The sequence below is a fragment of the Streptomyces sp. JN8 genome (assembly GCF_055808075.1).
Genome location: NZ_CM147852.1, coordinates 5,583,589 through 5,595,878, shown reverse-complemented (window position 1 = coordinate 5,595,878; position 12,290 = coordinate 5,583,589). Strand labels below are relative to the sequence as shown.

Annotated in this window: 13 protein-coding genes; 2 read left to right on the top strand and 11 right to left on the bottom strand. The window is 73.2% G+C overall.

Features of this window, described 5'->3' with window-relative positions; translation table 11 throughout:
- Nucleotides 1-210: 210 nt before the first annotated feature.
- The 3 genes from ACY0MR_RS24615 to ACY0MR_RS24605 all read right to left on the bottom strand — a co-directional run bounded on the left by ACY0MR_RS24615 (nt 211) and on the right by ACY0MR_RS24605 (nt 2,319).
- Complete coding sequence (locus ACY0MR_RS24615) at nt 211-690, bottom strand: hypothetical protein (RefSeq protein WP_388798958.1); 480 nt, start codon at nt 688-690, stop codon at nt 211-213.
- 326 nt (nt 691-1,016) lie between these two features.
- Entirely contained in the window at nt 1,017-1,379 is a 363-nt protein-coding gene (locus tag ACY0MR_RS24610) for a cytidine deaminase (protein ID WP_361850483.1), read from the bottom strand.
- Between the two features lie 52 nt (nt 1,380-1,431).
- Nucleotides 1,432-2,319, bottom strand: a complete 888-nt coding sequence (locus ACY0MR_RS24605; protein WP_404082351.1) for a helix-turn-helix transcriptional regulator — start codon at nt 2,317-2,319, stop codon at nt 1,432-1,434.
- A gap of 91 nt (nt 2,320-2,410) precedes the next feature.
- Here ACY0MR_RS24605 and ACY0MR_RS24600 point away from each other — a divergent pair, with 91 nt between their 5' ends.
- Nucleotides 2,411-3,835: an MFS transporter gene (locus ACY0MR_RS24600; protein ID WP_473555387.1), complete on the top strand. Its 1,425-nt coding sequence runs from the start codon at nt 2,411-2,413 to the stop codon at nt 3,833-3,835.
- A gap of 51 nt (nt 3,836-3,886) precedes the next feature.
- Here the strand turns inward: ACY0MR_RS24600 and ACY0MR_RS24595 are convergent, their stop codons facing one another.
- From ACY0MR_RS24595 to ACY0MR_RS24575, 5 genes are all read right to left on the bottom strand, one after another.
- Nucleotides 3,887-4,240: an MmcQ/YjbR family DNA-binding protein gene (locus ACY0MR_RS24595; protein WP_361850489.1), complete on the bottom strand. Its 354-nt coding sequence runs from the start codon at nt 4,238-4,240 to the stop codon at nt 3,887-3,889.
- Complete coding sequence (locus ACY0MR_RS24590; RefSeq protein WP_404082359.1) at nt 4,237-5,532, bottom strand: hemolysin family protein; 1,296 nt, start codon at nt 5,530-5,532, stop codon at nt 4,237-4,239. Before ACY0MR_RS24590 ends, ACY0MR_RS24595 begins: the two co-directional genes overlap by 4 nt.
- 5 nt (nt 5,533-5,537) lie before the next feature.
- Entirely contained in the window at nt 5,538-6,035 is a 498-nt protein-coding gene (gene ybeY, locus ACY0MR_RS24585) for an rRNA maturation RNase YbeY (RefSeq protein ID WP_148004175.1), read from the bottom strand.
- A 29-nt stretch (nt 6,036-6,064) separates the two neighbouring features.
- Nucleotides 6,065-7,108: a PhoH family protein gene (locus ACY0MR_RS24580; protein ID WP_404082363.1), complete on the bottom strand. Its 1,044-nt coding sequence runs from the start codon at nt 7,106-7,108 to the stop codon at nt 6,065-6,067.
- Nucleotides 7,109-7,249: 141 nt separating this feature from the next.
- Entirely contained in the window at nt 7,250-8,368 is a 1,119-nt protein-coding gene (locus ACY0MR_RS24575) for a carbohydrate kinase family protein (RefSeq protein WP_388798945.1), read from the bottom strand.
- 269 nt (nt 8,369-8,637) lie between these two features.
- Between ACY0MR_RS24575 and ACY0MR_RS24570 the strand changes: the two genes are divergently transcribed.
- Nucleotides 8,638-9,963, top strand: a complete 1,326-nt coding sequence (locus tag ACY0MR_RS24570; protein ID WP_473555383.1) for an MFS transporter — start codon at nt 8,638-8,640, stop codon at nt 9,961-9,963.
- Between the two features lie 27 nt (nt 9,964-9,990).
- On the opposite strand, the gene ACY0MR_RS24565 is transcribed toward ACY0MR_RS24570, so the two are convergent.
- Genes ACY0MR_RS24565 through ACY0MR_RS24555 form a run of 3 tightly spaced genes read right to left on the bottom strand, consistent with a single transcriptional unit; the run spans nt 9,991 to nt 12,287 of the window.
- Nucleotides 9,991-11,001 (bottom strand): adenosine deaminase, encoded by a 1,011-nt coding sequence (locus tag ACY0MR_RS24565; protein WP_404082370.1) that lies wholly within the window; start codon nt 10,999-11,001, stop codon nt 9,991-9,993.
- Between the two features lie 10 nt (nt 11,002-11,011).
- Nucleotides 11,012-11,914 carry a ribonuclease Z gene (locus ACY0MR_RS24560; RefSeq protein WP_388798936.1) on the bottom strand — a complete coding sequence of 301 codons (903 nt, stop codon included), beginning with the start codon at nt 11,912-11,914 and terminating at the stop codon, nt 11,012-11,014.
- A 13-nt stretch (nt 11,915-11,927) separates the two neighbouring features.
- A complete protein-coding gene (locus ACY0MR_RS24555) occupies nt 11,928-12,287 on the bottom strand; it encodes a histidine triad nucleotide-binding protein (RefSeq protein ID WP_361861860.1) in 360 nt (119 codons plus the stop codon).
- Between the last annotated feature and the right edge of the window lie 3 nt (nt 12,288-12,290).

Below are 12,290 nucleotides of genomic sequence, written 5' to 3'. Positions count from 1 at the left end.
TGCCCCCTCCTGAGGGTTGGGTGGGCGCCATTGACGGCCGCGCGCGGAGAGAAGTCAATGCACGCGGGAGACATCGACTGATGACCCATCAGATACTGTCAAGATCCCCGAATCGGAAGCGTTTCCGCAGGTCAGGGCAGCCCCTGGGAAGCCGGAACACGACGGAGACCGGTGCCGCCCAGGGCGGCACCGGTCCGGTCGGTACAGGGCTCAGCTGAAGACGAACGGCCCCGGCGACTGCGAGGTCACGGCGTCGCAGTTCACCGTGACCCCGAAGATCACCATCTTGAGGGCGACACCCGCGAAGTACGAGTTGAGGCTGTCGCCGGAGGCCACGGTCCCGCTCAGCGGGCCGATGACCACGGAGCCGCCGGCGGGGAGCGCGGGGTTCTTCTTGCCGGTGAAGACCCGTGTGCCGCCGCCGCCCTTCGCGAGGGTGAGCGTGGCGTTGATCTGGTTGGCGCCGACCGCGATCGGCGTCGTCACGGCGGAGGTGACGGTGACGGTCGCGGCCGTGCCGCTCTGCGTGGCGACGAGGGTGGCGCCGCCGCCGCCCCACGAGCCGCAGTCGTACGTCGCCGTCGCCGTGCCCGGCGTGACGGCGGCGGCGGTCGGCGCGAAGGCGAGCGAGGCGGCGGCGAGGCCTCCGGCGAGGACCGCGACGGTCCCTAAGGTGCTTCTGGTTCTCATGGCGAGTTCGAACCCCTTCCGATGGCGAACGCAGGGGTGCGGACACTGCGTGAACGGTGAAGATCTGACGGCCCGTCGGACGAACCGCAGTTCATTGAGACGCAGACGGCATGGGAAGGCAAGAGAAGACGCGGTGATCCTTCACAAGGACACAAGGACACAAGGACACAAGGACACGAGGACGCTAGGACGCTAGGACGCTAGGACGCGAACGCGGGCACACAGGGGCGGGGCGGGCAGGGACGCGACAGGGCGCGGGGGCCCGGCGTGGTCGCCGGGCCCCCGCGCCCTGTCTGTCGCCGCTCCCCAGGGGGCGGCCGTGTCGCTCAGCCCGCCGTGACCGCCACGCGGAGCTGTCCGTCCGGACCGGCCAGCAGGACCGGGGTCTCCGGGCCGCCGAGGTCCCGTACCGCCGCGCGGTCCTCGTCCGATGCGGACGCGGCGCTCGACACGACGGCCGCCGCCTCCAGGGACCGGGCGCCGCTGGCCACGGCCATCGCGACCGCGGTCCGCAGCGCGCTCAGCTTGAGCGACTCCAGCTCCACGGTCCCCGCCACGTAGGTGCGACCGGTCTCGTCCCGTACGGCCGCCCCCTCGGGCACGCCGTTGCGGGCGCGGGCGCTGCGCGCCAGCGTGATGATCTTGAGGTCCTCGGCGCCGAGGTCGCCGTGCTCGCTGCTGAGTGTCATGCCCCTGAGCATAGGTGCGGCCGGCGGCCCGGTCCGCGACGCCCCCGCGGCGTCAGCCCGCGACCGGGTACATCGCCCCGCGGCGCCCCTCGGGCGACACCAGCCACTCCAGCTTCTCCGCCGTGGCCCCTTCGGGCAGCGGGGTGTGGAGCACGATCACCAGGTCCGGGCGGGCCGGGACCCGGAGCTGCGTCGCCTCGACGTACAACGTGCCGACCAGCGGATGCTCCAGCTCCTTGCGGTTCTGCCCGCCGGGCAGGATGTCCCGCCGCTCCCACAGCTCCGCGAACTCCGGGCTCAGCCCCCTGAGCTCCTCCACCACGTGCCGGAAGCCCTCGTCCTCGGGGCTCTCCGAGCACGCCGAGCGGAACTGGGCGACGACCCGGGGCGCCATCTCCTCCCAGTGCCCCATGCGGGTGCGGTACAGCGGGTCGGTGAAGAAGGTGACCAGGCAGTTCGGCGCGCTGTCGGGGCTCATGCCGAGCACGACGGCCGCCGCGTCGTTGTACAGGACGGTGTTCCAGTACGCGTCCATGATGTGCGCGGGGAACGGCATCCAGGCGTCGATGAGCCGCCGCAGACCCGCGCACATGTCCCGGTCCTCGGGGGCCGTCTCCGGCGCCGGCGGGTTCAGCGCGGCCAGGACGTACAGATGGCGCCGCTCCGCCGGGCTCAGCCGCAGCACCCGCGCCACCGCGTCGAGCACCTGCGGCGAGACCGTGATGTCGCGGCCCTGCTCCAGCCACTGGTACCAGGAGACCCCGACGCCCGCGAGGACCGCGACCTCCTCCCGGCGCAGTCCGGGCGTCCGGCGGCGCTGACCGCCGTCCGGGAGACCGGCCTCCGCCGGACTGACCCGGGCCCGACGGCTCATCAGGAACTCGCGCAGCTCCGCGAGTCGGTGCTGCTTCGCCGTGGTGCTCTCGAGCGCGGTGGCCACGTGTGCTTCCTCCCCCTGGATGCCTGGTGGTACGACCAACAGGATAAGTACCCGCTCCCCAGCCTTGTTCCCGGACGCCGAGGGTGGGGGCATGCCAACCCTGACCTCCCCGCCCACCGGCACCGACCCCGACCACACCACCGCCGCCACGGCCGCCGCCGCGCCGGTCCTCACCGGCCGCACCCGGCTCATCCTCTTCGTGCTGTGCGCCGCCCAGTTCATGGTCGCGCTCGACTTCTCCGTGCTGAACGTGGCGCTGCCCGTCCTCGGCGCCGATCTCGAGCTCGGCAGGTCGGCCCTCCAGTGGGCGGTCACCGCCTTCGCGCTGCCCTCCGGCGGCTTCCTGCTGCTCTTCGGGCGCGTCGGCGACCTCTACGGCCGCCGGCGGCTGTTCCTCGCCGGGCTCGCCCTCTTCGGCCTCGCCTCGCTGCTCGCCACCTTCGCCTGGAACCCGGCCTCGTTCCTCACCGCACGCGCCCTCCAGGGCATCGGCGCCGCCGCGATCGTGCCCACCGGCATGTCCCTGCTGACCACGACCTTCCCCGAGGGACCCTTGCGCGACAAGGCGCTGGGCATCTCCGGCACCCTGCTCTCGCTCGGCTTCACCGTCGGCATGGTCCTCGGCGGTGTGATGACGGACGCCCTCGGCTGGCGCTCGACGATGGGTCTGCTCGCCCTCTTCGCGGTCGTCGTGCTGCCGCTGGCGCCCGGCCTGCTCCCCGAGTCCCGCACTCCCGAGCGGCCCCGGCTGGACGTGCCCGGCGCGGTGACCGTCACCGGCGGTCTGCTCTCCCTGATCTACGCCCTGTCGACGGCGGCGGAGCGCGGCTTCGGCGGCGCGGACGTACTGGTCACGCTGGTGGCGGGGCTCGTGCTGCTCGCGGTGTTCGTGCGGGTCGAGTCCCGGCACGCGGCGCCGCTGGTGTCGCTGCCGATGCTGCGGCGCGGCACGGTCGCCTTCGGGAACCTGGGCGGTCTGGTCACCTTCTCGATGATGTCGACCGTCGTCTTCGTCCTCACCCTCTACCTGCAGGAGACGCTGGGCCTGTCGGCCTTCGCGACCGGGCTGGTCTTCGGCGTGCAGGGCGCGGTGTCGGTGCTGGCCGGCATGCTCGCGCCGAAGGTGATCGGCCGCTTCGGGGCCCGCGCCACCCTGGTGGGCTCGCTGGCCGGCCAGGGCGTGCTGACGGCCGCGCTGCTCGGCCTGGGCGAGGAGTCGGGCGTGGTCCTGGCGACCGTCGCCGTCTCGCTGGCCTCGATGTGCCACCTCGGCGCGATCATCTCGTACGGGCTGACCGTCACCTCGGGCGTCCCGGACGAGAAGCAGGGCCTGGCGACGGGCCTGGTGACGACCACCCAGCAGGTCGGCATCACGATCGGCATCCCGCTGCTCGGGGTGCTCGCCACCACCGGCGGCGACCTGTACGGGGGCGTGCGCACGGTCCTCGTCCTGGACGCGGCGATCGTCCTCGGGACGGCGCTCCTGGTCGGCCTCGGCCTGCGGCGCAGGTCCTGAGCCGGCCGAGGGGGCGGCGGCCGGCAGGCCGCCGCCCCCGAAGGCCGGGAGCTACGGCCGGTCGAGGCGGAGCCGTACCGCCTTCGGCAGGCCCGCGACCACCAGGTCGTACGAGTCCTCGACGAGCTCCCGGACCATGCGGTCGGGGAGCTCCCCGACGGTCACCGTGTTCCAGTGCCGCTTGCTCATGTGGTAGCCGGGCGCGATGGCCGGGTGCTCCTCGCGGAGGCGCACCGCCTCGTCCGGATCGCACTTCAGGTTGACCCGCAGCGGGTCGGAGTCCAGCGCCGACAGCGCGAAGAGCTTGCCCGCGACCTTGAAGACGGAGGTCTCCGGTCCGAAGGGGAACTCCTCCGACGCGTCGTTGAACTCCAGGCAGAAGGCGCGCAACTCGTCCGGGGTCATGCCTGCTCCTCCTCGCGTTCCACCGGTTCCACGAGCACGGTGACGATCTTGTTGCGGCGGCCGGCCGGGGATTCGGCCGTGAGCCGGAGCGAGCGCCCGTCCGGCAGTTCCACGACGGCCTCCGCGCCGGCGATGGGGACGCGGCCGAGGGCCTTCGCGAGCAGTCCGCCGACCGTCTCCACGTCCTCGTCGTCGTACTCGTCGGGCCCCAGGCCGTACAGCTCGCCGAGGTCGCCGATGTCGAGGCGGGCGGTGACCCGGTGGCGGTCCCCGCCGAGCTCCTGGACCGGCGGGAGCTCCCGGTCGTACTCGTCGGTGATCTCGCCGACGATCTCCTCCAGGATGTCCTCGATGGTGACGATGCCGGCGGTGCCGCCGTACTCGTCGATGACGACGGCGACGTGGTTGCGCTCCTGCTGCATCTCGCGCAGCAGGTCTCCGGCGTTCTTGGTGTCGGGCACGAAGGTCGCGGACCGCATCGCCGTGGACACCAGGTCCGCCTCGGAGTCGCGGTTGATGTGCGTCTTGCGGACCAGGTCCTTCAGGTACACCATGCCGACGATGTCGTCCTCGTTCTCCCCGGTGACGGGGATCCGGGAGAAGCCGGACCGCAGCGCGAGGGTGAGGGCCTGACGGATCGTCTTGTACCGCTCGATGCTGACGAGGTCCGTGCGCGGCACCATCACCTCGCGCACGAGGGTGTCGCCCAGCTCGAAGACGGAGTGCACCATGCGGCGCTCCTCGTCCTCGATCAGCGACTCCTGCTCGGCGAGGTCGACCATGGCGCGCAGCTCGGCCTCGGAGGCGAAGGGGCCCTTGCGGAAGCCCTTGCCGGGGGTCAGCGCGTTGCCGATGAGGATCAGCAGCTGCGGGATCGGGCCCATGATCCGGGCCAGCGGCAGCAGGACGTACGCGGCGGCGGTGGCCGTGTTCAGCGGGTGCTGGCGGCCGATGGTGCGCGGCGAGACGCCGACGGCCACGTACGAGACGAGGACCATGACGGCGATGGCGACGAGCAGCGCCTCCCAGGTCTCCGGGAAGGCTTCGAGGCAGGCGTACGTGACGAGGACGCCGGCGGCCATCTCGCAGGCGACGCGCACGAGCAGGGCCACGTTGAGGTAGCGGGTGGGGTCGGAGGCGACCTGGGCGAGCTTCTCGGCCCCGCGCCGGCCGGACCGTACGGCCTCGGCGGCGCGGAAGCTGGAGACCCGCGCGAGACCCGCCTCGGCGCAGGCGGCGAGCCAGGCCACGACGACCAGGGCGACCGCCCCGAGGATCAGCGAGACGTCCATCGGGGTCAGGAGACGGTCGGCGCCGGGGACGGGCCGGTCAGGCCCTTCTCCTCGCGCCAGCCGTCGACGATCGCCGCCTGGAGGCCGAACATCTCGGCCTTCTCGTCGGGCTCCTCGTGGTCGTACCCGAGGAGGTGGAGCACGCCGTGGACGGTGAGCAGCTGCAGCTCCTCGTCCATGGAGTGCTCCGTCGGCGCGTCCTTGCCCTGCTGGGTGGCGACCTCGGGGCAGAGCACGATGTCGCCGAGGAGCCCCTGCGGGGGCTCCGCGTCGTCCTTCGCCGGCGGGCGCAGCTCGTCCATCGGGAAGGACATGACGTCCGTCGGACCCGGCAGGTCCATCCACTGGATGTGGAGCTGCTCCATCGCCTCCGCGTCCACGACGATCACCGAGAGTTCGGAGAGCGGGTGGATGCGCATGCGCGCGAGCGCGTAGCGGGCGATGTCGAGGATCGCCTGCTCGTCGACCTCGGTACCGGACTCGTTGTTGACGTCGATCGACATGGTGCGTGTGTACTTCTCTCGTTAAGTCGTCACAGCCCGTTGCGGCCGTTGCGGCTGTCGTACTGCTCGTACGCGTCGACGATACGGCCGACGAGCTTGTGCCGGACGACATCCTGCGACGTGAGCGACGAGAAGTGGACGTCCTGGACGCCTTCCAGGATGTCGCGGACCTGTCGCAGACCGCTCTTCGTCCCGTTCGGCAGGTCGACCTGGGTGATGTCGCCGGTGATGACGATCTTCGAGTCGAAGCCGAGGCGGGTGAGGAACATCTTCATCTGCTCGGGGTTCGTGTTCTGCGCCTCGTCCAGGATGATGAACGCGTCGTTCAGCGTCCGGCCGCGCATGTACGCCAGGGGCGCGACCTCGATCGTCCCGCTCGCCATGAGCTTGGGGATGGAGTCGGGGTCGAGCATGTCGTGCAGCGCGTCGTAGAGGGGGCGCAGGTAGGGGTCGATCTTCTCGTAGAGCGTGCCGGGCAGGAAGCCGAGGCGCTCGCCCGCCTCGACGGCCGGGCGGGTCAGGATGATCCGGGTGACCTGCTTGGACTGCAGGGCCTGGACCGCCTTGGCCATGGCCAGGTAGGTCTTGCCCGTGCCGGCGGGGCCGATGCCGAAGACGATGGTGTGCTTGTCGATCGCGTCGACGTACCGCTTCTGGTTCAGGGTCTTGGGACGGATGGTGCGCCCGCGGTTGGAGAGGATGTTCTGCGTGAGCACCTCGGCGGGGGTCTCCTCGCCGCCCTCCGCGCCGCTGCCGTTCGCCCTGAGCATGGCGATCGAGCGTTCCACTGCGTCCTCCGTCATCGGCTGACCGGTGCGGAGCACCAGCATCATCTCGTCGAACAGGCGCTGGATCAGCGCGACGTCAGCGGCGTCGCCGACCGCGGTGACCTGGTTGCCCCGGACATGGATGTCGGCCTGCGGGAACGACCGCTCGATCACGCGGAGCAGCGCGTCACCGGAGCCGAGCAGGCTGACCATCGGGTGCTTCGCGGGGACGGTGAAGTGGGCGCGGGCCTGTCCGGGCGCCCCGTCCTGGGGCGATCCGTCGTGGGCTGTGGGTGTCTGAGTCATGGGCCGGCACTGGGGCCTGCGCATACCTCCCGTTGCAGGGCCGTCGCCGCTCGACGACCTCTGGGCTACCAAGCCTACGACTTGGCGCGGACAAGCCCGTAGCGGTTTACGGGGCGCCTCGGGCGGCGGACCGCCCGGGGGCTAGGTGTGGGCCGCGCGGAAGCCGATGGTGGGGACGGCCCGGCGCAGCGGCCAGGGGCGGGCGGGGGCGGGCAGGAGCCGCTCCAGGAAGGCGTAGCGGTCGCGCAGCGCCTCGGGGTCCTGGCTCTCGTGGCCCTGGACGCGCTGCCACCAGGCGGCGATCTCGCCCCAGGTGGGGGCGGACAGGGAGCCGCCGAACTCCTGGACGGAGAGGGCGGCGGTGAGGCCGGCGAAGGCGAGGCGGTCGGCGAGCGGCCAGTCGGCGAGGGTGCCGGTGACGAACCCGGCGACGAAGACGTCCCCGGCCCCGGTGGGGTCGAGGGCGGAGACCTGGATGGCGGGGACCTCGGCGGTCTCGCCGGTGCCGCCGTCGACGGCGTAGGCGCCCTCGGCGCCGAGGGTGACGACGGCGTAGCGGACCTTGTCGGCGAGGGCGCGGGCGGCGGCCCGGGGGCAGTCGGTCCGGGTGTAGCGCATCGCCTCGGCGGCGTTGGGCAGGAAGGCCTCGCAGTGCGCGAGGTCGGCGAGGCCGGCCAGGTCCCAGCGGCCGGTGTCGTCCCAGCCGACGTCGGCGAAGACCTTGGCGCCGCCGCGGGCGGCCTGGGCGACCCAGTCCTCCTCGCGGCCGGGGACGAGGGAGGCGACGGCCGCGCGGGCGTGCGGCGGATAGGCGGGCAGGGCGCCGTCGAGCGGGGGCGCCTCGTGTCCGTGGGAGACCATCGTGCGCTCGCCCTCGTAGGCCATGGAGACCGTGACCGGGGAGTGCCAGCCGGGGACGGTGCGGGAGAGCGACAGGTCGATGCCCTCGCCCTGTTCGAGGGCGTCCCAGCAGTACTCGCCGTAGTGGTCGTCGCCGAAGGCGGCGGCGAGGGAGGTGCGGAGCCCGAGGCGGGCGAGGGCGGTGGCCATGTTGGCGACGCCGCCGGGGCTGGAGCCCATGCCGCGGGCCCAGGACTCGGTGCCGCGGACGGGGGCCGAGTCGAGGCCGGTGAAGATGATGTCGAGGAAGACCGTGCCGGTCAGGAAGACGTCGCAGGCGGGGTCGGTGGGCTCCCGCAGGCACACCAACGGGTCGACCCCGGCGTCCTGTTGCGGCTGGTCTCCCCTTGCTGTGGTCACGGCGGACTCCCCGGTCGTGGTGCGCGGCCCGGCACCGCGGTGCCGGTCTGGACAGTGTGCCCGATGGGGCTGGAGAGACGGGGGCGACGCCGCACGACGCTCGCGCGTTACCCGCCTCATCCACCCTCAAACCCATTGTGACCCGTATCACTGGCCGAATCGGGGGATTCCACCTTCTCCGCTCACTCGGATGCTTGATACACATGGTGCCGCGACCCCGTGGCTCACCGGGCGCCGTCTCACTTCCCTGTTCAGTTCCTGGAACGCCCATGTCGTCGCGCCCGCGCGTCCCGGGGGCCCTGGTCGCCCTCGTCTCCCTCTTCACCGCCGGCTACCTCGCCCCGTACCTGCTGCCGACCGTCGTCGGCCGGCTCTCGGCCGGACTCGGCCTCACCCCGGCCCAGGCGGGCCTGGTGGGATCCGTCCTGCTCCTCGGCTCCTCCACCGCCGGCTTCACGCTCGCCGCCCGCGGCGAGCGGATCGGGCCCCGCCGGGCGGCCCGCGCCGGCCTGCTCGCGATGGCGGTGGGATACGGCTCCGCCGCCGCGACCGGCACCGTGCCCCTGGTGGTCGCCGGCGCGGTCCTCGGCGGCCTCGGCTCGGGCACCGCGACCGCGGTGGCCGCGGCCGGGATCGCCGGGCAGCGGGACCCCCACCGGGCCTCGACCCTCGGTCTGCTGTCCGTCTCCGCCACCGCGGGCGCGCTCTTCCTGACGCTCCCGCACCTGTCCGGCGGGCACGCGCCGCCGCTGCTCGCGATCGCCTGCGCGGCGACCCTGGTCTGGCCGCTCACGGGCAGGCTGCCGGGCACGGTCCGGGACACCCGCGGGCCCGCCCCGACCGGCCCGCTCCCCCACCGCGCCGCGGGCGCGGTCCTGGCGGGCTGCATCCTCCTCTGGTCGCTCTCCCAGAACGCCCTGTGGGGCGTCAGCGGCCGCATCGGCCTGACCCAGGCCGGCCTCTCCGAGGTCACCGTCGGCGCGGTCTTCGCGGCGGCGCTCGGCGCCGGGCTCCTGGGCGTCACCGCGGCGGGGGCGCTCGGCTCCCGCCTGGGCCGGGCCGTACCGATCGGCGCGGGCACCGTCCTCATCGCGGGCTGTGTGCTGCTGAGCTCCGCGGCCGGGGGCCTGGCCTCCTTCGCGACCGGCGAGATCCTGTGGAACGCCTGCTACCCGGTGGTCCTCTCCTACCTCCTGGGCCTGGCCGCCTCGCTCGACCCCCGGGGCCGCTGGGCGGTCCTGGTCGGCGCGGCCTCGTCGCTGGGCGTGGCCTGCGGCCCGCTGGCGGGCAGTCTGCTGTCGGAGGGCGCCGGGTATCCGGGCATGGGCGCGGTCCTGTGCGCCCTGCTGCTCCTGGTCGCGGTCCCCATGACGGCGGTGGCCCGGCACGTCTCGGGCCGCCCGCTGGTCCCGGGCTCGGTGCGGCGCAGGGGCGGCGCGGCGGGCGCGGTCCTGGCGGGCACGGCGGCGGCGACACCGCCGACCGTCCCGCAGATGGGCGCCCCCGAGCAGGAGATCGCCCCGGTCCGGGTCCCGGCGGGCCGCCGCCTGGCCAAGTCGGCGTACCGGCTGGCGCGGCCGAGCGACCGGGGGTAGCGCCGCCGGGGCGCCCGGCCGCCCCGGCTACTCCCCGGCGAACTCGTACGCCTCGACCTCGGCCAGGTACCGCGCGCGGCGCGGCTCGTCGTCCTCCAGGAAGGACGCCTCGAAGGAGTTCCGCGCCAGCTCGCGCAGCTGCTCGGGCGTCAGCCCCAGGGCGTCCCGCACGCCGTCGAAGTTGTCGCCGACGTAGCCGCCGAAGTACGCGGGGTCGTCGGAGTTCACGGTGACGAGCAGCCCCGCCGCCATCATCGAACGCAGCGGGTGGTCGGCCAGCACGTCGACGGCCCGCAGGCGCACGTTCGACAGCGGGCAGAGCGTGAGCGGCACCCGCTCCCGCACGAGCCGGTCGACGAGGTCCGGGTCCTCCATGCAGCGCAGCCCGTGGTCGATCCGCTCCACGCCGAGGACGTCGAGCGCCTCGCGGACGTAGGCCGCCGGTCCCTCCTCGCCGGCGTGGGCGACCCGGCGCAGCCCGAGCGCCGCGGCGGCCTCGTACACCTCGCGGAACTCGGCCGGCGGGTGGCCGACCTCCGCCGAGTCCAGGCCGACCCCGGTGATCCGGTCCAGGTACGGCTTCGCCGCGTCCAGGGTCGCGAGCGCCGACTCCGCCGGCTCGTCGCGCAGGAAGCACATGATGAGCCGGGTGGAGACCCCGTACCGCTCCTCGGAGCGCTCCAGGGAGGCGCCGATGCCCTCGATCACGGTCCCGATCGGGACGCCGCGGGCGGTGTGCGCCTGCGGGTCGAAGAAGATCTCGGCGTGCCGGACGCCCTGGGCGGCGGCCCGCTCCAGATAGGCGTCGGTGAGCGCGGTGAAGTCCTCGGCGGTGCGCAGGACCGCCATGAGGCCGTAGTAGAGGTCCAGGAAGGACTGGAGGTCGCTGAAGCGGTACGCCTCGCGCAGGGCGGCGGTGTCGGCGTACGGCAGGGTGACGCCGTTGCGCGCGGCGAGCGCGAAGGCCAGCTCGGGTTCGAGGGTGCCTTCGATGTGGAGGTGCAGTTCGGCCTTGGGGAGAGCCGGGGGGAGGGGCATGGGTGGTGCTCTATCTCTTCGGTACGGGGACCCTCATGAGGTCCTGGGCAATGCTCAGTTCGCCGTCGAACCCGGCCGCCCGCGCCTGCCGCTCGAACTCGGCCGGGTCGGAGTAGCGCTGCGAGAAGTGGGTGAGGACGAGGTGGCGCACCCCCGCGTCCCGGGCGACGGCGGCGGCCTGTCCGGCCGTCAGATGGCCGTGGTCGGTGGCGAGGCGGACGTCCTCGTCGAGGAAGGTCGACTCGATGACGAGCAGGTCGGCCCCCTCGGCGAGCGCGTGCACGCCGTCGCAGAGCCGGGTGTCCATGACGAAGGCGAACCGCTGCCCGCGCCGGACCTCGCTGACCTGGTCGAGCGTGACGCCGTCCAGCACGCCGTCGCGCTGGATCCGGCCCACGTCCGGCCCCTTGATGCCGTGCGCGGCGAGCCGTTCGGGCAGGATGCGGCGCCCGTCGGGCTCGGTGAGCCGGTAGCCGTACGACTCGACGGGATGCGAGAGCAGGCGCGCGTCGAGGGTGTACGCGTCGGTGACCGCCAGCGGCCCGTCGGCGGAGACGGGCGCCTCGGTCAGCCGGACGGTCTCGCGGTACGCCGTGGCGTACCGCAGGCGCTCGAAGAAGTGCTGCCCGCTCGCCGGGTAGTGCGCGGTGACCGGGTGCGGGACCTGGTCGAGGTTGATCCGCTGGATCACCCCGGCCAGGCCGAGCGAGTGGTCGCCGTGGAAGTGCGTCACGCAGATCCGGTCGATGTCGTGCGCGGCGACCCCGGCGCGCAGCATCTGGCGCTGGGTGCCCTCACCGGGGTCGAAGAGGAGGCCCTGCCCGTCCCAGCGCAGCAGGTAGCCGTTGTGGTTGCGGTGCCGGGTCGGGACCTGGCTGGCGGTCCCGAGCACGACGAGTTCCCGTACGGACACGGCGGACCGGGGCCTAGCCGGGAGGCCAGTTGAGGCCGCGGCCGCCGAGCACGTGGGCGTGCGCGTGGAAGACGGTCTGGCCCGCGCCGGCGCCGGTGTTGAAGACGATCCTGAAGCCGCTGCCCTCGGTCTTCTCCTGGGCGGCGACCTCGCCGGCCTCGCGCAGCACGTCGGCGGCGACGTCCGGGGCGGCGGCGGCCAGCGACGGGGCGTCCGGGTAGTGGAGGCGCGGGATCACGAGGACGTGGCTGGGCGCCTGCGGGTTGATGTCGCGGAACGCGAGCGTCGTCTCCGTCTCGCGCACGATCGTCGCGGGCACGTCCCCCGCCACGATCTTGCAGAACAGGCAGTCGCTCTGCGGCTCTCCGGCCATGGC